The sequence below is a fragment of the Providencia sp. 21OH12SH02B-Prov genome, from assembly GCF_027362595.1.
In the GTDB taxonomy this organism is placed as follows: Bacteria; Pseudomonadota; Gammaproteobacteria; order Enterobacterales; family Enterobacteriaceae; genus Providencia; species Providencia zhejiangensis.
Genome location: NZ_CP114796.1, coordinates 785,357 through 805,681, shown reverse-complemented (window position 1 = coordinate 805,681; position 20,325 = coordinate 785,357). Strand labels below are relative to the sequence as shown.

Sequence of the window (20,325 nt, the reverse complement as noted above, 5' to 3'; positions counted from 1 at the left end):
ATAAAAACCCGCTATTGAAGCGGGTTTTTATGATTAAATAATGTATTAGTCTTCTTGTGATAATTGCGCTATTGGATCAGCCAGCCTTTCATCTTCAGCTAGGCAAACCGCAGCGGTAAACAAGACATCCGTTGAAGAGTTCAGCGCTGTTTCAGCCGAGTCTTGCAGCACACCAATCATGACACCAACCGCAACCACTTGCATCGCAATTTCGTTTGAAATGCCAAACATGTTACAAGCCAATGGAATAAGTAATAAAGAACCGCCAGCCACACCTGAAGCGCCACACGCACAGACTGCCGCTACTACGCTCAACAACAGAGCCGTTGGAATATCAACAGGGATGCCTAAGGTATGCACAGCAGCGAGTGTCAGTACAGTGATTGTCACTGCTGCACCGCCCATGTTAATCGTCGCTCCTAGCGGAATAGAAACTGAATAAGTGTCTTCATGTAAATTCATACGACGACACATCCCCATATTCACAGGAATATTCGCCGCTGAACTGCGGGTAAAGAAGGCGGTAACACCGCTTTCACGTAGGCATGCAAACACTAATGGATATGGATTGCGTTTAATTTTCCAATAAACTATTAATGGGTTAACAATTAATGCAACGATTAACATACAGCCAATCAATACCGCGAGGACATGGAAGTAACCTTTTAACGTTGCAAATCCAGTGGTTGCAATCGTTGAAGATACTAAGCCAAAAATCCCCAATGGCGCTAAGCGAATGACCACTCTCACTAACTGAGTCACGCTTTCTGAGAAATCTTGGATCATACTTTTCGTCGTGTCATTTGCATGACGTAAAGCAATACCAAGACCAATTGCCCAAGCAAGAATGCCGATATAATTACCTTTAATCAGCGCATCAACGGGGTTGGCAAATATATTGATTAATAACCCTTTAAGTACTTCCCCTATATTCCCCGGTGGCGTCAGTTGTGTATCACCTACCACCAATACCAACTTCGATGGGAACATAAATGAGCCAACCACTGCCACTAATGCCGCAAAGAAGGTACCTAGAATATACAATACTAAAATGGGTCGAATATTAGTTTTTTGCCCCTTACGGTGGTTAGCGATCGATGCCATGACCAATACCCAAACCAATATCGGTGCAACTGCTTTTAACGCACTAACGAATAAATCACCTAATAACCCAACATTTTTAGCGGCTGAAGGCCATAACCACGCCAATAAAATACCCGCAATCAAACCAACGAGTATTTGCTTAACTAAGCTGCCCTTAGTGATAACTTGCCATAACCCTGTTTTGTTCGTTTCCATAGAAGACCTATATTTTATTAATCATTATTAGGAATAAAATGTGTTTGCCTTGCCAGTATAAGGAATAAATACCTTATTAAAAGGCGATTATTTTAAATATAGACAATAATTTATTTTATTTAACAATATATTTACATATCTGTGATCCTAATTGTATTTTGTTTCTTATAGTAGGATCTCAACATTGAAAATGTATGATATTTTTCAGTCTCTTAAATAAAAAAGCACTCGATTTTTTAAGTCGAGTGCTTGAATCTAACTAGGAGTGAAATGTTAGTTTTTCGCTTCGTTTCTCTTATTTACGATCGCATTAATCACTAGTGTGATAATTAAAATAGCCGCGACTGTACCTAACGAAATTGCTGTTGGAATGTGATAAATATCCATTAGCAACATTTTTATGCCGATAAAGGTCAAAATGACAGCTAAGCCATACTTCAACATACTGAATTTCTCAGCTACTCCTGCCAATAAAAAGTACATCGCACGTAAGCCTAAAATCGCAAATAGGTTAGAGGTCAATACAATAAATGGGTCTGTTGTCACCGCAAAAATTGCAGGAATGCTATCAACAGCAAAGATGACGTCACTGATTTCCACTAGGATCAGCACTAAAATCAGTGGGGTCGCAAAAAGTAAGCCATTGCGTTTAATGAAAAATTTCTCGCCGTGCAATTCATCCGTCATACGTAAATGAGAGCGCACCCATTTCACTAATGGCTTATCCGTAATCGGAGAATCATCCTCTTTAGCGAAAGCCATTTTAATCCCTGTAAACAACAAAAACAGGCCAAAAATATATAGAATCCAGCTAAATTGAGAAACTAACCAACTCCCTGCGAAAATCATTATGGTACGTAAAACAATCGCACCCAGTACGCCGTAGACCAACACTCTTCGTTGCAAATTAGCAGGGATCGCAAAATAGCTAAATAACATCAGCCATACAAAAACATTATCAACGGCCAACGCTTTTTCTAACAGATACCCCGTTAAGAAAGCCATGGTCTGGCTATTGGCGAATTCAGGGTTAACCGTATCATTTAAATACCACCAAAAGCCGCCAGCAAAAATTAACGATAGAGTGACCCAAACCGTACTCCAAGCAGCGGCTTGTTTCATCGACATCGCTTGGCCTTTATGTTTACCCTGCCAAAACAGGTCAACAAGTAACATAATGAGTATGATAACGGCGAAACTACCCCATAAAACAGGGTTACCAACAGAGTGCATATTATTTCCTTAATAACAAAAAACGGCTGACATCTTCAGAAGACATCAGCCGCTTAAATGCTTTAACCTAGAGTTATTATCTTTTGGTTGTCAACAATGAGCATACCTCGCCTTCTGGCAAGGTCTCACTTACAACACAATAACCCAAGATTGGAAATCGTGGTGCTCGGTTACCGGGTGCTTTTTATGCACCGTAATGACGATAAACCGACAAGAAGAAGTTACTCCCCTTTGCTATGATGCATAAGATAGGGTAATTAGTCCTAAAAAGCAATAATTAGCAAAGCCTATTTAACGAATAATTTTTCAAATTCCCTTGCACTAGCAAAGCGCTTTTTTTACCATTTTCATCAAAAAATACACTAATAGACGCTATTTTTACGTTATCTATCCCTTATAGTGATAGTCACCAAGAAGGGCCACTAACTCAAAAACTTAAATGAATTCTAAAAATAGAACGAGAATTTGCTGTTTAGTTATTTTTTGTTTTGTTAAAGTGGGCATGCTTTAAACTAACAGCCTGAGGAAATATGACTTTTCTTTTAGGTATTCGCATAATCCATGTCTTCCCTACCCAACAATAAGATTGTTGCTGTTATTGCCGTTTAGGAAACATTAATGGAATTAGTTAAAGAACTATTTTTTGCCCTTTGGCATCAAGACTACGTAACCCTATCCAACCCAGCGTTGGTCTGGGCTATTTATTTTATGTTATTCGCGATTCTTTTTCTTGAGAATGGGGTGCTTCCTGCCGCATTCCTACCAGGTGACAGTTTATTGATCCTCGTTGGTGTTCTCATAGCAAAAGGAACACTAAGCTACCCGTTAACGATTGTCATTTTGACAGCAGGAGCTAGCCTTGGCTGTTGGGTTGGTTATATTCAAGGTCGATGGCTTGGCAACACCAAACTCGTTAAGGGTTGGCTAGCGCATCTCCCTGAGCATTATCACCAACGTGCATATGGTTTATTCCATCGTCACGGTCTGGCTGCATTATTAATTGGCCGCTTTCTTGCTTTTGTTAGAACACTGCTACCAACAATTGCTGGGCTCGCGGGACTGCAAAATGGTCGCTTTCAAGTCTTTAACTGGTTAAGTGGCCTACTTTGGGTATTAATCCTGACAGCCATCGGTTTTGGTTTCGGGAAGAGCCCAATATTTCTTCAGTATGAACATCATATTATGAACGTGTTGATGCTAATCCCTGTAGGCCTCCTTATCATTGGCCTGATTGGCAGCATTGCAGTGGTGATTAAGAAAAAGCTTTCCACAAAAAAAGCGAACTAACCGATGAGAGGCTCTATAAGCCTCTCATGTTTCTCTTACCTTCCCGATAACTCACTATTGAATAATCTATTTTTGATGAATTCTGCTTTTTATTTTACATAACTTTTACATTATTTTTTCTTATTTAAAATCGCACACTCTTTTACATTAATTTAATCAATAATTAGCCTATTAGTCATTGCACTTACTGTAAAAATAGCTATTGTTAATAACTACAATTTATATTTTTTCTATTGATAGGAGGTTCCATTATGTCATCGAACAATTCATCAGAAGATCTACGCGCAGAACTAAAATCACTGGCTGACTCTCTCGAAGCGATGCTTAACGATACTGGAAACAAATCGAAAGAAGAAATAGACAGCCTAAAACAAAAAGCTCAGGACGCTCTATATACTTCACGCGCTAAACTAAACCAAGCAAGTGAAAAAATTACAGAGCAGACCAAAGAAATTGCAGGCCGAGCAGATAACTATGTCCGTGAAAATCCATGGACGGGTATTGGCATTGGTGCTGCCGTTGGTGTCGTTCTAGGCGTACTACTCGCTAAGCGTTAATTTGTATGGAACAACAAGAGCGTCAGGGCCCCGGTAAAGGGGTCCTTAACACACTACAACGTATCGCAGGCATTGCGGTACAAATGGTTGAGACTCGCATCCAGTTAATTGCCGTTGAATTAGAGGAAGAAAAAGCCACACTGATTCAACTTATTTTAATGGCGGGTATCACCCTACTCTTCACTGCATTCGGTTTAATGTGCCTTATCGGCTTAATTTTTTGGTCAGTTGATCCGATTTATCGCTATCAAGCTCTTGCTATTACGACCGGAGTTCTCATATTGCTCGCCATCACTGGCGCCATTTGGACGCTAAAAAAAGCAAGGCAATCGACTTTATTAGGTGCAACCCGAGAACAGTTGAAGGAAGATTCGAAGGCACTAACGAGCACAGAAGATGAACAAAAATAAGCGACAATCAGTGGCTGAAAAAAAACAACGCTTGATCAAGCAAATTGAACAGCAGCGTCATCAGCTATCTATGGCGTCAAAGGAATGGCTGGAAGTCACTGAACCTTACGATCGGTCGTGGCAAATTTTTGTCTCTTTTCGCCCTATTTTCATTGCTGCCGCTGGTTTGATATCTATTTATACCCTAAAGCAACCTAAGCGGATCTTCTCTCTAGGAAAAAAAGCACTAACAACATGGGGATTAGTGCGCTCTATCCAGAATGCGGTAAATATAAGTAAAAAATAATCTTTTTCCTCTCTAAACCTGAAGTAACCTCTTTCAGGTTTTTCTTCACTCGTCTCTTATTCAAATTTTTTGCCCATCTTTGTTAATAACCTTTGCTTTTTATTGAATCTACAAATAACTAATATAGCCACATCAAATGATTTCTAATCATTTAGTGCTAAAAAAAACAATATATCGCGATAAAAGTCGCATTTTATTGATATTTGCTGACCCTCGTTAGCTGGAGAATCTTAATGAAAAATTTAGAAAGTAGCGTGTTATTACTCGCTCGAATTATGATGCCAATTCTGTTTATCGTCGCTGGGTATGGCAAATTAGGTGATGCTTACGCAGGTACTCAACAATATATGCAAGCGATGGGCGTTCCAGGATTTTTACTGCCTCTAACGATTTTATTAGAGCTTGGGGGTGGACTCGCTGTTCTGTTTGGTTTTCTGACAAGAACAGTGGCTATTTTTACTGCGATTTTTTGTGTATTAACATCGCTGCTTTTCCATATTGATTTCAGTGTAGCGCCTAATAGCTTGATGTTTATGAAAAATATGACTATCGCTGGCGGCTATTTATTACTAGCAGTCACAGGCCCTGGTAAATTGAGCATTGACCACTTACTCAATAAAAAGTGGTAATAAACGTCTTTTTCATCATTAGCCTTATCTTAACTTGATAACCGACTTTGGTTTGCACCTCTATACATCTTGTATAGAGGTGCTTTTTTATTCGTTATTTATTAACAAATAATTTAGGTATTTCTCGTAAGCACCAAGATTTTGCTTCTCCCATGCTATCTCGACGCCATGCCATAATAATATTCGTTTGATGGCTATATTCCGCACTAACAACGCGTAAACGTCCTTCACGTATATCCTGTTCAACCATAGGATATGGCATCGTTGCCACGCCTAATCCAGCCAATAAAGCATTACGCTTATCTTCGATCGTTGATACCGTTAATCTTTGCTGTTTATCTAATAGTTGCACAGTGATAACAGGACGCTCCCGTGCTGTATCAGCAACAGCAATCCCCCTATATTTAATGCGAGTTGTATCCGAAAGCGGTTCTGGTTCTTGATGAATCGGGTGCTCTGGACTAGCCACATATACATGGTTAATGCTGTATAAGGATTTAGAGTTAATTTCAGACGATGAGCGAAAATGCATATCTGGAGCGATGACAATATCAGCTTTACCACTCTCAAGCCGCTCCCACGCTCCCGCGAGTACTTCCGTTAAAATAGAAAGTTGCGTGTCTGATTTTTCTGCTAACTTATCAACCAAGGGGAATAAGTAGTATGCAGGTATTAATGCTTCACATACAATTGTCAGGTGAGTTTCCCAGCCTTTAGCCAGCGCTTCAGCATCGGAGGTTAGCTTTTCCGCGGCTTCAAGTAATACTCTGCCTCGCTCTAACAGCATTCTGCCAACGTTAGTGAATTTCGTTCTATGCCCTGAACGATCAAATAGAATAACATCTAATTCTTCTTCTAATTTTTGCATCGTATAGCTGAGCGCCGAGGGCACTCGACCCAATTCGTCAGCAGCAGCAGCGAAACTACCACGCCGGTCGATTGCATCCATCACCCTTAATGATTCAAGTGTTAATGCTCTCTCTTTACTCATGGAATATCTCTTTCAGTAAATTTGAATGAAGTAAACAGATTAACTGGCTAACAATTCAACGTCCAGCTATTTATTATAACAATATAAATTTTTGTATATTTTTGTCGATTGAAGGAGGGTTAGCCACCATGATGACATTAAGACAAGTAAAACACTGTGGTAAGGCTGACTATGGTTGGTTACAAGCGCGTTACGCATTTTCCTTCGGCCATTACTTTGATCCTGATTTTATGGGATTTAAGACATTAAGAGTACTTAATCAGGAAGTTATCGCACCTGAGAGTGCTTTTCAGCCTAAAACCTACCCACATGTGGATATTCTTAATTTTGTATTACAAGGCAGTGCAGAGTATCGCGATAGTTTAGGAAATAAAATTGAAGTCAGTGAAGGTGAATGTATCCGCTTCTCACCACGCCCTGATTTAAGTTACAGCGAACACAATATGTGTTCACATAAACCCTTAACACGCCTACAGTTGTGGTTAAATGCTTGCCCGCAACAAGAGTATTATCCGACTCAAAAGATCAGTTTACCAACAGAAAGTAACATGTTAGTCGCCTCACCCGATGGGGTAAATGGCAGTATTCAATTACGTCAACAAATTTGGGTTACACAGCTTAATGTCACGTCAGATAATCCACAACACATTCAGTTGAGGGGAAAAAATGCTTATCTCCAATCTATTCACGGTGGAGCTCGCCTACAAGGTAGTAGTGGTAACACAATAGAAATGAGTTGCAATGATGGCGTTTTCATTCAGGACGAAAATACGTTAACACTCTCATCAGCAAAATCAATGCGCGCTTTACTTATTGATATTGGTGAATAACCTTTGAAGGGCCAACTTTCTTTTTTGGCCCCTCAAAAAATGCCTTCCTCCTAAAAATCCTCTTTTTTTGCGAAGATATTCTCAAATTTATGATCTTCCATACTCCGCATGTTGATAGCCTTATGATAGAGTCCAAGCAATAGTCAGCCAAAATAGAGTGGGTATTTTGGTTATTAAGCTTATTATTTTAGGTCTAGAAGGTATTTTTGTGGCTTTATTCACTCAACAGCGACTTAATCAAATTTTTGCAAGTATACTCGAAGAGGTTGTCCCTCAAGATGAGCTCGCAAAGCGTTTTTCTGTTTCAACACGGACGATACGCTCTGATATCAATGAAATAAATGAGCTAATACAAAACTACAGTGCCCATATTCTCTATGAGCGAGGCCGTGGCTATCGCTTAAAAATCGATGATGAAGGGCTTTTTGCTAAACTGACCCAACAAACTCAAGTCGAAAATAGTATCCCTCGGACAAGTAAAGAGCGTGTCGATGCCTTACTGCTAAAACTATTAATGCTGTCTTTGCCAGTAAAATTGGATGATATTGCCGAAGAGTGGTTTATTAGCCGTGGAACCCTGCAACAAGACATGAGCATTGTCAGAGAACATTTGCAGAAATATCAGATCTTATTAGAAAGCATTCCACATCAAGGAATCCATTTAAACGGAAGCGAATGGGCTATTCGGGCCTGTATGACAGAAACCCTTTGGCGACGTTTTTCATTGCAAATCAATCAGGACTTATCCATTTTTCAGCCTGAGTGTTTAGATAACCTCGATTTAACCTATATCGATAAGGTTCTTCATAACAGCATGAACCGTTTCGATGTTCGCTTAAGTAATGAGGGGCACTTATATTTGGTTTTCAACTGTGCTGTGACGATCTTACGTATTACTCGTGGTCATGAATTAACATCTACGGTGAAAAACCATGATAGTGAAGAGACGCTACGTAAAGCCTGTGAAGAAGTCTCTAAAGGATTGATCTATTTTCTTGGAAACGACTTATCCAGTGCAGAGCTGAGTTACCTACATGATCAAATCATCGCCCAGCGGATCAGTCATCAAGATGCCGCTCAGCAAAAAAGTGCTAATCACAATGAATTGGTTGAATATATTCTTAATTATATTAACGAATTGTATAACTATGACCTACGCAGTGATGAAAAGCTGAAAAAGGATCTCAATACTCACATCGCTGCATTAATGACACGGCTTCAATATCACATTATTACCCCTAATCCATTATTAAGTGATATAAAACAATATTATCCCTTTGCATATGATGTCACTCTCAGCGCACTCACCAGTGCCAGTAAGCAATTACTACCTTACCCCATCAATGAAGATGAACTTGGCTACCTTGCGGTGCATATCGGCGTCAGTCTAGAAAGGAATTATGGTGCAGGGTCAATTCGTCAAACAGAAGTGCTTGTCGTCACCGATGCTGGAAATTCAACATTTCGAGTTGTTGAATCAAAGATCATGCGTGAATTTCCACAACTCAAATTTAGCCGAGGACTAACACTGCAAGAATATGAGTCGTTAGATGAGGTCGAGGAAGACTTTGTGATCACCACAGTGCGTATTTCGGAAAAGAATAAGCCTGTCATAAAAATAGCCCCTTTCCCGACGCCTTATCAATTAGAACAAGTCGGTAAATTGGCAATGATGGATCAAACTCGTCCTTATATTATTGAACGCTTCTTTGATGAACGTTACTTTATGGTGATTAATGACAAGATCAGCCAAGAAACTTTATTCCAAACCGTTTGCCATAAATTACAACAAGATGGCTATGTCACTGCTGATTTCTATCCCTCATTACAAGAACGTGAATCGATTGTTTCTACTTTGCTTGGTGAAGGAATTGCATTACCCCACTCTTTAGGTTTACTGGCAAATAAAACGGTGGTTGTCACCATTGTCGCCCCCAAAGGTATTGAATGGAATAGAGAGACGAAAGAAAACGCGTATGTGATTTTCCTGCTGGCAATCAGTAAAGCTGACTATGAAGAAGCCATGGCGATCTACGACCTGTTTGTCACGTTTGTGAAAGAAAAAACCACCCGTAGACTTATCACTGTTAAGAATTTCAATGAGTTCCAAGTCATTGCTAAGGACAGCCTAGCGCGAATATAGGGGTTATATCAATTTAGAATGAAAGCACTGCCTATTTCTTTGGATATCCAGAGATAGGCAATGGTGCATTATAGCTAAATAAATTAATCAATAACACAACATTTAAAAACACGACACTCTTCATTAAATAAATATATTTTTATTTTTCATTGAAACTAAAGTTTTCAATAAAAATTTATTAATTAATTTTTATTTATACAAAAGATTTCATATCTTTTTTCCTTATTATTGATTTAAAACAAACTCACTCAATAGAGTGAGTATGATAATCATTTTTTACAATGAAACATCTCACGCATGAGAAACAAACTGATTATAAAAACAACAATAAAATAAATAATGTAAAAAATAAGGTTACTATAAGTATAATTCATTAATAGTCTCTAAAATAATTTTATACATTAGATACAAGTTAATACTTTTGATTATAAACCTCTAACTGACTCATTGTATGTTTCTTATTATGAAAAAGTGAATAAAGTAGTGAAGTACAAACAAGACTAATTAACCATGAAAGATCAACACCTGGAATCAATTCTGCATACGGACCTATGAAAAAAGTATTTTTAATAAATGGTATCTGAACTAGTATTCCAATAAAATATACTGATAGGGAATTTACATTAAATAAACCATACACACCGCCTTTCTCATCAAAAATAGCATTAATATTATAAATTTTCTTTTTAATTAAATAAAAATCTAAAAGATTAATAATTGCCCAAGGAATTAACACAGAACTAAGTGCAAATATCATATTTAAGAAGAACGAAACAAAACTTGCAGATGAAGCCAATGCGATAAGCGTTGCCCCCAACAAAACAATAGTAGAATAAATAACCCTTACACTTGTTGATGTTTTCCAATGAGGTATAAACGTTTGAATCGCAGTAATAATAGAAAGAACTGCACCATATAAATTCATAGCGTTATGGCAGATAATATTAATTAAAAAAAGTATCATTAATATTGGACCTAAAAAGCCAGTAACTAATTTTACCGCTTCCATAGATTCTTGAACATGCGGTGCACTATTTACAGCAAAAACGCCAAACAAAAATGCTAAAATAGTTCCCCCACATGCCCCAAAATAGGTATACCAAAAAGGTTTAGCTATCCCAACATCTTTCGGTAAGTATCTTGAGTAATCAGAAGTATACGGAGAAAAACTTATTTGCCAGACGGCACTAATACTAAAAACAGCAAACCATCCTACAAGACTAAATGAACCTTTATACCAAAAGTCACTAGGCAAAGGTTGAGAAAGCATATAAATAAAGCCTGATAATAGTGCTCCCCCCATCACCCACGAACCAATTTTATTGATTTTATGGATAAAATTATAACCTACAACACCAATAAATGTTGCACTGATTGCACCGATAATAGTTGCAAAATGGATTTCTATTTTGGGTGCTACAATATGCAATGCCTTTCCAGATAAAATAATATTTGAAATAAAAAAACCTAAGTAAATGACCGCGGTAAATATAATAACTAATAGTGAACCATATCGGCCAAATTGAGCTCGACTTTGAACCATTTGGGGAATACCAACCTGTGGCCCTTGTGCTGAGGTTAGCGCAAGAAATAAGCCACCAAATAAATGTCCACATATAATCGCTATAATTGCACTAATAATATTGAGATTGTAGACTTGTGTTGACGTTGCCCCTACAAATATTGCCAACGGTGCAATGTTTGTACAAAACCAAAGGGTAAATAAATCTCTAGGCTTACCGTGTCTTTCATTTTCTGGAACATAATCGATAGATTTACTTTCAATTAATTCTGTTTTGTTTGCAGAAGAAGTCATAATATCCTCCGATATTATTATTTTTTATTATATTTTGTAGAGTAAATTTCTTATTTAACTTTCAGAATAATATTCATCTATAGCCTGTGTCGCAATTCTAAAACTATCAACTGCTGTTGGCACCCCACAATAAATAGCAACCTGCAACAATACTTCACTAATTTGCTCTGGCGTTAAACCATTTCGTAGAGCGCCTTTTACATGTAACTTAAGTTCATGTGGACGATTTAAGGCCGATATCATGGCAAGATTAATCATACTTCGCTCTTTTTTTTCTAAACCATTACGCCCCCATACTGCCCCCCAACAATATTCAGTCACTAACTCTTGAAGAGGTTTATTAAACTCGGTAGCATTATTAATTGATTGTAAAACATATTCACTACCTAAAACATCTTTCCTTATTTTTAAACCTTTTTCATATAACGATTGATGACTATTTTTCACAATTAATCTCCAAAAAGCGTATATTTAATTTCTAAATATTCATTAATTCCATGATGAGAGCCTTCCCGTCCAAAACCAGATTGTTTAATTCCACCAAAAGGTTCTATTTCATTAGAAATATGTGTTGAATTAATACCAACCATACCGTATTCAAGTTCCTCTTGCATTTTCCATGCAGTAGCTAAACTCTGAGTAAAACAGTATGCAGCAAGGCCATACTCTGTTTTATTTGCTAAATTAATTGCTTCTTCTTCGGTGCTAAAAGGATAAATAACAGCTAATGGACCAAACGTTTCCTCACTAAATGCCAACATATCTGAGTGACCATTAGTTATTAACGTTGGTTGGAAAAACAATGTTTCTTGTTGGAAGTAATCTCCACCACATAATAATTCTCCCCCTTTTTCTATTGCATCTAAAATATGCTCCTTTATCTTTTCAACTGCCTGTTGATTAATAAGTGGTCCCATATCAGAACTTGTTATTATTCCATTACCAACCTTTAATGCTTGCATTTTATTTTTTAATAAATTAGTAAATTTATCATGTACAGATTCATGCACTAAAAATCTATTAATACAAACACATGTTTGGCCTGAGTTTCTAAACTTTCCATACATTGCAGCATCAACAGCTTTTGTAATATCAGCATCAGAAAAAACAATAAAAGGTGCATTTCCACCAAGCTCAAGGGAAAGTCGCTTTACATTTTGTGCAGCCTGAGCCATCAATAATTTCCCGACAGGAGTTGAACCAGTGAAACTGAGTTTTCTGACAACTTCGCTTTGCATCAATGTACTGCCAATATCAATTGCATCACCAGGAACAATATTTAAGCATCCTGCTGGTAACCCTGCCTGTGCAGCTAATTCTGCTAAAGCCAACGCAGTAAAAGGTGTTTCAGGTGACGGTTTAACAATACAAGTACAACCCGCCGCTAAAGCTGGCGCAACTTTACGCGTGATCATTGCCGCCGGAAAATTCCATGGTGTAATCGCAGCAACAACCCCTATAGGGTGTTTAGAAACAATAACTTTTTGACTCGTTGATTCACCTGGGAGTACTTCCCCATTAATACGCAATACCTCTTCAGCAAACCAACGTACATAATTTGCTGCATAAATAATTTCACCACGCGCCTCTGATAAAACTTTTCCTTGTTCTTGAGTTAAGATATCAGCTAATTCATTTTGATATTTGATAATTAACTGATACCAAAGGTGTAATATATTTGCACGCCGACGGGCTGGCACTTTTTTCCAGTCAACTAATGCCAGCTGTGCCCCATCTATAGCTATTTGAGTTTCCTGAGCGCCTAAGCTAGCAACTTCCCCAAGCAACATTTTTGTTGCAGGGTTATAAATAGGGGTGGTAGCTCCATTAATGGAATCGATCCATTCTCCATTGACCCATCCCTTCTCGCGTAAAAGTACGTTTTTCATAACTATTATCTCATTATAAATGGGTCATCAATTGCTTCATCACTCGTCCGTAACCAGACCGTTTTTGTAGTGGTATATTGCATTGCAGCATCCAAACCTCCTTCTCTACCATGGCCAGATAGCTTATAACCACCAAAAGGCGCCAAAGGAGAGACTGCTCGATAGGTATTCAGCCATACAATCCCTGTACGTAATTGCTTTGTCAGGCGGTGTGCACGAGTAAGATTTTTAGTAAAAATGCCGGCAGCAAGACCATAGTCAGAATCATTCGCCAATGCGAGTGCTTCGGCTTCACTATCAAAGCTTTGAACAGAAAGTACGGGGCCAAATAATTCAAGTTTTACACAATCTGCTTTTGGTACTTTTGTGCAATCAAGAATTGTGGGGGGATAGTAATAACCCTTTTCTGTTACATCATAATGTCCCGTAATTAATGCAGCGCCTTGTTTTATAGAGTTATCAACAACTTGTTTTATTTTTTCTATCTGCTTTAAAGTACAGAGTGGCCCAAACTGGGTACTATGTTGTTTAGGATCACCAATAACGATAGCTTGAGCTTTCTCTTTTAGTTTATTTAAAAATTCATCTTTAATAGATTGAGAAACTAATAGGCGTGAACCAGCAACACAACTTTGACCAGATGCTGCAAATATTGCAGCAACTTGCGCATTTGCTGCACTCTCTAGGTCTGCATCATCAAAAACAATAAAAGGGGATTTACCACCTAATTCAAGAGATTGGCTTGCAAGGTTTTCAGCGCTATTACGAACAATATACTTTGCCGTCTCAACACCACCTGTGAATGCAATATGATTCACTTTCGGGTGTTGCGTCAGTATCTCCCCACATTCCGATGAAAAACCTGTAATAATATTACAAACCCCAGCTGGAAATCCTGCTTGATGGATCAAGCTTGCTAATGCAAGTAACGGTGTAGGGGCGTATTCAGAAGCTTTAATTACCAAGGTACAGCCAGCCGCTATTGCTGGGCCAATTTTGACTGCTGATAAAAATAATTGGCTATTCCATGGAATAATAGCCGCGACAACACCGATTGGCTCACGTCGGATCCACGTTTCCATATCAGGCTTATCAATAGACAAATAAGCACCTTCCATCTTATCTGCCAAACCAGCATAATAACGATAATATTCAGCCACATAAGAAATTTGAGCTTGTGTTTCCCGAATAATTTTTCCGGTATCTTGTGTTTCTAATCTTGCAAGTTCAGCTGCATGTTGTTCGATCAAATCGGCTAAACGTAAGAGTAATTTTCCTCTTTGGCTCGCTGTATAAGCTTTCCAAATTGGGGAATGAAAGGCCTCATAAGCTGACTCGACGGCACGTTCTGTTTCATCACGTCCTGCCTCTGCAACTTGTGCCCACGGTTTTTCATTTGCAGGGTTGATACTTTCGAACTGTCTCACCCCTGGTTCAAATTGCCCATTAATATATAATTGAAACTTTTCCATTTTCCCCTCACTATTATGCAAATGCAGGCATGACTTGAGTAATAAAACGCTCTAATGACGCTTTTTTGCGTTCAAATGGCATACCACTGTCGATCCAAAGGGAAAACTCGTCATATCCCATTCGTTCATATTTTTTTAATTTCTCAATGACTTCATTCGCTGGGCCTATAGCAAGGTTTTTTCTCATGATTTCAGGTGTATAGTATGAATTCCGCTCAATTTCCTCTTCAGTTAATGGTTCAATTAAACCTTGTTTTATTGGCCTTTCATTTTTAAACCAAGCTCCGAAATACTGATAAAAGCGATTTAGTTCAATGGCTGCTAATTGAGCATCCTCTTCATTATCAGCAACATAACCATGTTGTAACATCATGATCTTTAATGGTACTTTAGGTGGAAATTTTTCCTTCGCTTCTTTAAAGCATGTCACTAATCGTGCGATTTCCTCTTCACCTTGATGCAATGGTGTAACCTGCACATTACATTCATTTTTCACTGCAAATTCATGGCTGTTAGGATCACGTGCTGCTACCCAAATCGGGGGATGAGGTCTTTGCTTTGGCAAGGGAGCGGATGTTGTTGAAGGAAAAGACCAAAACTCACCTTTATGTTCATAGTCTCCTTCCCATAGCGCTTTTACGGCTGGAATTAATTCACGCATGCGTTGCCCTGCTTCCCAAGGCGTTAAGCCTGGTGATAATCTTTCATATTCAAATGAATATGCTCCTCTAGCAATTCCCAGATCAAGACGACCATCCGTAATTAAGTCCGTCATAGCAGCTTCACCAGCTAAGCGGATGGGGTGGTTAAAAGGCGCTACAATAGTTCCCGTTCCTAATCGAACATTTTTAGTTTGTCTTGCGATATCAACAAGATTAATAAATGGATTAGGAGCAATAGTAAAATTCATACCATGATGCTCTCCTGTCCAAATAGCGTGCATCCCTCCTTGATCTGCTATCTTGCACAGTTCAATCATTTCTTGATACAGTTTCTCTTGTGATTCCTCAGGTGAAATTCTTTCCATATGGATAAAAAGTGAAAATTGCATACTATGATCCTTTATTTAAATTTAAGCTATTAACTGTTTTACTTGTCCATTATTCTCATCACCGTAATACACACTATAATTTCCGGCTGTGGCTTCCTGAGTAAAACGTTTAATCAGCGAATTTACGGCATAATCATCAAGTTTAATTTTTGATAGTTCATCGATATTAATAAATTGACCATTTTTCAGTATTGAAGATGTATCAGTCGCAACTGCACATAAAAAAACAATATGTTGTTTTTTATTTTTTCTATCTTCGTAAACGGAATAAATAAACCCTGGGCTGGCTTGAATACCTATTTTATTAAACAAATATTCTAATGTTTCATGAACTCCTTTTTCACTAATAACGCTAGAAGGTAGACAATAATTATTCAAACTGTCTCTAAACATAATGACTTTATTTTCAGATTCTATAAGTGCACTAATGATTAATTCTGGATTTTGAATAACCGATTGCGCACTCTCATAAGGAGTAAAATAAGCACCTCGGTAAAAACCAAGCCCTGCTGTACCTTCCGAATGAAAATCGACTACTTTTCCAATAAGAATGGCGTGATCTCCAGCATCAATGACTTGATATAGGCTGCAATCGAACCAAGCGGAACTTTCACTGATAATTGGACTATCTGATGTCGCAGTAAACCAATTGACATGTGAAAAACGATCTTCAATTTTCTGTGCAAAAATATTGGATATGTCTTTTTGTTTCTCAGAAAGTATATTTACAGCAAAATGCTCACAACGTGTAAAATTATCAAAATTTGCAGAACGTTTATCGATACTAATAAGTAACAAAGCAGGATCTAATGACACTGATGAGAATGAATTCGCAGTAAATCCTATAGGTTCATTATTTGAGTCTCTGCTAGTTACTACTGTTACTCCCGTTAAAAAAGAGCCAAATGCATCTCTCAATTGTCGGCGATCTTGTATTTCCATACAATTACCCTCACATCATGTAGTTTTCTGAATTACATATATTTTCAACAAATTCTTTTATTTCATAAGAAACTAGCCGAGATGCAGTGAGTGTTAGCATATGCCTTTCACCTGGAATAATAATTGCCCTTCCTTTTTGGCTATTCTCTGCCATTTTTATTGCCATACTTGGGCTAGAATTATTGTCATTTTCCCCTGTAATAACTAAAAGGGGGCAACTTATCTCATGCCAGTTTTTTGCGTAAATATCATCACCATTAGCAAAGGCATAATAAGCTTTAGCATAACCATCAAGATTAACCTGATTCAGCCAATTCATAACTTTTCGCCTAATTTGTTGCTGTTCTTTTGAGCCATCAAACCAACGCTGCAATGGCGCATCTATCTGAGCTTGGCCAGAGGCAAGTTCTATTGCTCTTTGTCTAACTGCAATTTTTGCCTGTTCATCACGGCGATATACACTACTGATAATGACGGCACCTTTGATTAATTGCGGATATTCAATACACACTCCCCCAGTAATTAAGCCTCCCATAGAGTGGCCAACTAATATGACATCTGCTAAACCAAGAGATTGTAAGAATGCCCCCATCCAAGAAACATAATTTTGTAGTTCTGGCCGATATACAAAACCCGAACTATAACCATGACCCGGCATATCCACCGCAATCACTTGATAAAAAGCTGACAAAGACTCAATTTGTTCTTCCCATGTTTCAGCACACATACCGACACCATGGATTAAAACAAGAGGCCTACCTTGGCCTTCTTCTAAGTAGCTAACTTCCATATTTAAATTAGATAGCTGCTGGGTTCTTCTGATCATGACCTAACTCTTTTAAATCTTGATAACGATCGCCAATCCTGTGGTGAGGGCGACCACCTAATGCAGCACCTAACGCAATGACAATTTCATCTTCAAACGGAGCATCAGAAATATTGAATTGGAAAGTTAAATAATGAGCTCGGCTCCCTTCATCGTTTTTACCCATCATAGGAATTAAAATCGGTGAATTAGCAGGTCCTCGAGTGTTATTGAATGCTAAATAAGATTTTCCACCTACTGCATTACGATAATGGTTACCAAAATGTAACGTATGAATCAAAGCCGATGCATGCTCAAGCTCACCTTTTAATCCAACAACTGCACATTTACCAAAAGCTTCAATACACTCACCACCACCAGCTTCTTCAATAATCATGTTCGTTAGCACTTTTCCTAATACAGGTGCTAGCTCTCTAATTTTTAAGGATAAATCATCAACATATCCTTCCCCTACCCATGAATTTTTTATTACTGCTGCCGCAGCAATCATGATAAGCGGCTTATCTGCTTCTTTATGACCATCAATATAAATCGTTTCGGTGCTCAAAATTGTCTTACGGATTATTGGATGCATAACGGCCTCTTGTTAATTAATTGTCAAACCTATATTGTATTATTGTAAGCTGGCATACCAACATACAAGATGTCAAACTTTTACTATTAAAACTTTTTTGTTGTATAGTAGAGATCAAATATTTGATGATTAAATGGGTAAAAATGGACAGTTCACATTCATTAAAAATTAATAATGTCCCGTTAACACTGCGGGAGATCGCTCTTGAAAAAATTCGTCAAGCTATTATTTCTGGCTACTTTAAAGCTGGTGATAGGCTAGTAGAACGAAGTTTATGTGAAGAGCTTGGAGTTAGTCGTAGTATTGTCAGAGAAGTTTTAAGGTATCTTGAATCTGAAGGATTAATTGAGATATTAGCCAAAAAAGGGCCTATTGTTGCCATGTTAAATTGGCAGCAAGCTGAACAAATATATAATATCCGTATCTTACTAGAGCAAGAAGCGGCTAAAGCCTGTGCCGAAAAAGCGACCGCTCAGGATAAAAAAATACTTTTAGATAAACTGCAAAAAATTGATGATGCTTCATTAAGTCAGGATGATTTTAAATCAATCACTGCCTCAACTGAATTCTATGAAACGTTATTTTCTATCGCTACACACTCTATTGCTTGGGAAATTGTTCAGCGCCTAAATAGCAGAATTAGCCGACTAAGAGCTATGACATTAAAAACAAAAGATCGAAAAATAACAGGATTCGAAAGAATGAAACGAATCTACTCTGCCATTGAGAAAAATGATGGTGAAGCCGCTAAAACTGCGGTGGTTGAACACTTAACTGAAGCATCGATTATTGCTAAATCTATATTAGAAAAACAGGAAAAATAATATGGCCGCATACTGGATTGCACATGTTACCGTTTTTGATACTCAAAAATATCCTCAATATATGCAGCTTGCTGCGACAGCCTTACAGAAATATCAAGGCAAATTTCTTGCAAGAGGAGAAAATGCCATAACATTAGAGGGAAAAACTTATGAGAAACATGTTGTTATAGAATTTAAAGACTATGAAACCGCACTCTCATGTTACCATTCTATTGAGTACCAGAATGCATATAAGCAGCGCAAAGATATCGCCGATGTAATGGTTATTATCGTTAACAGCCTAACAAGCTAATACCTTTTCTTTAAAATTATTAGGACCTTAAAGAAAAATCAGTAAAATTAATAAATTAACTAATAAACAATGATATTTATTGATGTCTTGACCGCTATTATGTCAGCTCTATCAGCTCGCCCGTTCTGATATATTCAAAGAATATGGCAAATCATCAATAAAAAATCACTCTTAGAATAATTTATTATTTTAAGATAAGCTGCTAAGCGCAATATCATCGTAACTATGCTGAGATGATATTGCAGATAAAAATCATTATTGGATTTAACTGTTATTTATTCTAAATTTGAAACAAAATCATACGACATTTTTATGTGAGGAATTAATACTATCGTTATAGATTGTACCCCTCTTTATAGTTGTACAGGACTCAATAAAAGATGATAATCCAATCACCCCCATGTTTTTCTTATCAAACTTATTTAGACAAATACTAGGAAAAGTTACAGGTAGTCATCTAATGGTTTGATGCACTAGATCATTCCCTTTACCAAAAGGTGTACTTTTTATCTTCTATATCCTAACTGTTATATTTTTTTTGTATCACCATATTCAGTAACTAGACCAAGAATTTTGACTTGAGACGCTAGTATATTGCGGTTTACTTTGTCATTTAACACCTTAACAATCAGGTTATATTTCATCATTAAGATGCACTTCTCAATGAAAGCGACGTATAGTTTGCTTCCACTTATTATTGGAAAAATCGCTATTCCGGCATTTTGCGTGATCATGACCGCAAATCCATCATTTTATTTATCACCAAAATCGCCTTTTTGTTGTGCTATATTCGTAAGTGGAAATGCAAAATGACCTTTAGCGCCTATTTCCACTTTTTCATTTCCACTTCTTTTTTAATCACAATGCCTGTTTTCCATCACTAGCAGAAAATCATTAATAGGTTGAATTTTAATACATTAATGTAGCTCCCTACTTAAGACTACTTATTTTCAATACTCGAAAAAAGTCTAAAT

At 37.6% G+C, this 20,325-nt stretch carries 20 protein-coding genes; 9 read left to right on the top strand and 11 right to left on the bottom strand.

Annotated elements, in window-relative coordinates; genetic code table 11:
* Positions 1-45: 45 nt before the first annotated feature.
* Both sstT and O7C57_RS03830 read right to left on the bottom strand, forming a co-directional pair.
* A complete protein-coding gene (gene sstT, locus O7C57_RS03835) occupies positions 46-1,299 on the bottom strand; it encodes a serine/threonine transporter SstT (protein WP_154622944.1) in 1,254 nt (417 codons plus the stop codon).
* Between the two features lie 273 nt (positions 1,300-1,572).
* Positions 1,573-2,532 (bottom strand): TerC family protein, encoded by a 960-nt coding sequence (locus O7C57_RS03830; RefSeq protein WP_247047009.1) that lies wholly within the window; start codon positions 2,530-2,532, stop codon positions 1,573-1,575.
* Positions 2,533-3,150: 618 nt separating this feature from the next.
* Here O7C57_RS03830 and O7C57_RS03825 point away from each other — a divergent pair.
* The 5 genes from O7C57_RS03825 to O7C57_RS03805 all read left to right on the top strand — a co-directional run bounded on the left by O7C57_RS03825 (position 3,151) and on the right by O7C57_RS03805 (position 5,701).
* Positions 3,151-3,819: a DedA family protein gene (locus O7C57_RS03825; protein ID WP_154622015.1), complete on the top strand. Its 669-nt coding sequence runs from the start codon at positions 3,151-3,153 to the stop codon at positions 3,817-3,819.
* Positions 3,820-4,070: 251 nt separating this feature from the next.
* A complete protein-coding gene (locus O7C57_RS03820) occupies positions 4,071-4,376 on the top strand; it encodes a DUF883 family protein (protein WP_154622014.1) in 306 nt (101 codons plus the stop codon).
* A 5-nt stretch (positions 4,377-4,381) separates the two neighbouring features.
* Positions 4,382-4,786, top strand: coding sequence for a phage holin family protein (locus O7C57_RS03815; RefSeq protein WP_269723642.1), 405 nt, complete (start codon positions 4,382-4,384; stop codon positions 4,784-4,786).
* Positions 4,773-5,072 (top strand): YqjK-like family protein, encoded by a 300-nt coding sequence (locus O7C57_RS03810; protein WP_163862971.1) that lies wholly within the window; start codon positions 4,773-4,775, stop codon positions 5,070-5,072. Before O7C57_RS03815 ends, O7C57_RS03810 begins: the two co-directional genes overlap by 14 nt.
* Before the next feature lie 233 nt (positions 5,073-5,305).
* Positions 5,306-5,701, top strand: coding sequence for a DoxX family protein (locus tag O7C57_RS03805; protein ID WP_154622011.1), 396 nt, complete (start codon positions 5,306-5,308; stop codon positions 5,699-5,701).
* A 94-nt stretch (positions 5,702-5,795) separates the two neighbouring features.
* Here the strand turns inward: O7C57_RS03805 and O7C57_RS03800 are convergent, their stop codons facing one another.
* The gene (locus tag O7C57_RS03800; RefSeq protein ID WP_154622010.1) at positions 5,796-6,692 is read right to left on the bottom strand and encodes a LysR family transcriptional regulator; all 897 of its coding nucleotides are present in this window, start codon (positions 6,690-6,692) and stop codon (positions 5,796-5,798) included.
* Between the two features lie 128 nt (positions 6,693-6,820).
* Between O7C57_RS03800 and O7C57_RS03795 the strand changes: the two genes are divergently transcribed.
* Together O7C57_RS03795 and O7C57_RS03790 are read left to right on the top strand one after the other, a co-directional pair.
* On the top strand, positions 6,821-7,522 hold the full coding sequence (locus O7C57_RS03795; protein WP_154622009.1) for a pirin family protein: 702 nt from the start codon (positions 6,821-6,823) through the stop codon (positions 7,520-7,522).
* A gap of 208 nt (positions 7,523-7,730) precedes the next feature.
* Complete coding sequence (locus tag O7C57_RS03790) at positions 7,731-9,665, top strand: BglG family transcription antiterminator (protein WP_269723980.1); 1,935 nt, start codon at positions 7,731-7,733, stop codon at positions 9,663-9,665.
* A 412-nt stretch (positions 9,666-10,077) separates the two neighbouring features.
* Here O7C57_RS03790 and O7C57_RS03785 read toward each other — a convergent pair whose 3' ends face one another.
* Genes O7C57_RS03785 through O7C57_RS03750 form a run of 8 tightly spaced genes read right to left on the bottom strand, consistent with a single transcriptional unit; the run spans position 10,078 to position 18,235 of the window.
* A complete protein-coding gene (locus O7C57_RS03785; protein ID WP_269723641.1) occupies positions 10,078-11,481 on the bottom strand; it encodes a purine-cytosine permease family protein in 1,404 nt (467 codons plus the stop codon).
* 54 nt (positions 11,482-11,535) lie between these two features.
* Complete coding sequence (locus O7C57_RS03780) at positions 11,536-11,928, bottom strand: carboxymuconolactone decarboxylase family protein (protein WP_269723640.1); 393 nt, start codon at positions 11,926-11,928, stop codon at positions 11,536-11,538.
* Between the two features lie 2 nt (positions 11,929-11,930).
* Positions 11,931-13,370, bottom strand: coding sequence for an NAD-dependent succinate-semialdehyde dehydrogenase (locus tag O7C57_RS03775; protein ID WP_269723639.1), 1,440 nt, complete (start codon positions 13,368-13,370; stop codon positions 11,931-11,933).
* Between the two features lie 5 nt (positions 13,371-13,375).
* On the bottom strand, positions 13,376-14,842 hold the full coding sequence (locus tag O7C57_RS03770; RefSeq protein ID WP_154623192.1) for an aldehyde dehydrogenase: 1,467 nt from the start codon (positions 14,840-14,842) through the stop codon (positions 13,376-13,378).
* 13 nt (positions 14,843-14,855) lie between these two features.
* Positions 14,856-15,893: an LLM class flavin-dependent oxidoreductase gene (locus O7C57_RS03765; protein WP_154623193.1), complete on the bottom strand. Its 1,038-nt coding sequence runs from the start codon at positions 15,891-15,893 to the stop codon at positions 14,856-14,858.
* Positions 15,894-15,914: 21 nt separating this feature from the next.
* Positions 15,915-16,835, bottom strand: coding sequence for a flavin reductase family protein (locus O7C57_RS03760; RefSeq protein ID WP_269723638.1), 921 nt, complete (start codon positions 16,833-16,835; stop codon positions 15,915-15,917).
* A 10-nt stretch (positions 16,836-16,845) separates the two neighbouring features.
* Entirely contained in the window at positions 16,846-17,661 is an 816-nt protein-coding gene (locus O7C57_RS03755) for an alpha/beta fold hydrolase (protein ID WP_154623195.1), read from the bottom strand.
* A complete protein-coding gene (locus O7C57_RS03750) occupies positions 17,633-18,235 on the bottom strand; it encodes an amino acid synthesis family protein (RefSeq protein ID WP_269723637.1) in 603 nt (200 codons plus the stop codon). Before O7C57_RS03750 ends, O7C57_RS03755 begins: the two co-directional genes overlap by 29 nt.
* Positions 18,236-18,360: 125 nt before the next feature.
* Between O7C57_RS03750 and O7C57_RS03745 the strand changes: the two genes are divergently transcribed.
* Both O7C57_RS03745 and O7C57_RS03740 read left to right on the top strand, forming a co-directional pair.
* Positions 18,361-19,059 carry a GntR family transcriptional regulator gene (locus tag O7C57_RS03745; protein WP_230085823.1) on the top strand — a complete coding sequence of 233 codons (699 nt, stop codon included), beginning with the start codon at positions 18,361-18,363 and terminating at the stop codon, positions 19,057-19,059.
* 1 nt (position 19,060) lies between these two features.
* Positions 19,061-19,351 carry a DUF1330 domain-containing protein gene (locus O7C57_RS03740; RefSeq protein ID WP_269723636.1) on the top strand — a complete coding sequence of 97 codons (291 nt, stop codon included), beginning with the start codon at positions 19,061-19,063 and terminating at the stop codon, positions 19,349-19,351.
* Positions 19,352-20,325: the final 974 nt, after the last annotated feature.

Coding starts and splice junctions, on each gene's coding strand:
- sstT (WP_154622944.1), bottom strand. CDS start 1,299: ATGGAAACGAACAAAACAGGGTTATGGCAAGTTATCACTAAGGGCAGC.
- O7C57_RS03830 (WP_247047009.1), bottom strand. CDS start 2,532: ATGCACTCTGTTGGTAACCCTGTTTTATGGGGTAGTTTCGCCGTTATC.
- O7C57_RS03825 (WP_154622015.1), top strand. CDS start 3,151: ATGGAATTAGTTAAAGAACTATTTTTTGCCCTTTGGCATCAAGACTAC.
- O7C57_RS03820 (WP_154622014.1), top strand. CDS start 4,071: ATGTCATCGAACAATTCATCAGAAGATCTACGCGCAGAACTAAAATCA.
- O7C57_RS03815 (WP_269723642.1), top strand. CDS start 4,382: ATGGAACAACAAGAGCGTCAGGGCCCCGGTAAAGGGGTCCTTAACACA.
- O7C57_RS03810 (WP_163862971.1), top strand. CDS start 4,773: ATGAACAAAAATAAGCGACAATCAGTGGCTGAAAAAAAACAACGCTTG.
- O7C57_RS03805 (WP_154622011.1), top strand. CDS start 5,306: ATGAAAAATTTAGAAAGTAGCGTGTTATTACTCGCTCGAATTATGATG.
- O7C57_RS03800 (WP_154622010.1), bottom strand. CDS start 6,692: ATGAGTAAAGAGAGAGCATTAACACTTGAATCATTAAGGGTGATGGAT.
- O7C57_RS03795 (WP_154622009.1), top strand. CDS start 6,821: ATGATGACATTAAGACAAGTAAAACACTGTGGTAAGGCTGACTATGGT.
- O7C57_RS03785 (WP_269723641.1), bottom strand. CDS start 11,481: ATGACTTCTTCTGCAAACAAAACAGAATTAATTGAAAGTAAATCTATC.
- O7C57_RS03775 (WP_269723639.1), bottom strand. CDS start 13,370: ATGAAAAACGTACTTTTACGCGAGAAGGGATGGGTCAATGGAGAATGG.
- O7C57_RS03770 (WP_154623192.1), bottom strand. CDS start 14,842: ATGGAAAAGTTTCAATTATATATTAATGGGCAATTTGAACCAGGGGTG.
- O7C57_RS03765 (WP_154623193.1), bottom strand. CDS start 15,893: ATGCAATTTTCACTTTTTATCCATATGGAAAGAATTTCACCTGAGGAA.
- O7C57_RS03760 (WP_269723638.1), bottom strand. CDS start 16,835: ATGGAAATACAAGATCGCCGACAATTGAGAGATGCATTTGGCTCTTTT.
- O7C57_RS03755 (WP_154623195.1), bottom strand. CDS start 17,661: ATGATCAGAAGAACCCAGCAGCTATCTAATTTAAATATGGAAGTTAGC.
- O7C57_RS03750 (WP_269723637.1), bottom strand. CDS start 18,235: ATGCATCCAATAATCCGTAAGACAATTTTGAGCACCGAAACGATTTAT.
- O7C57_RS03745 (WP_230085823.1), top strand. CDS start 18,361: ATGATTAAATGGGTAAAAATGGACAGTTCACATTCATTAAAAATTAAT.
- O7C57_RS03740 (WP_269723636.1), top strand. CDS start 19,061: ATGGCCGCATACTGGATTGCACATGTTACCGTTTTTGATACTCAAAAA.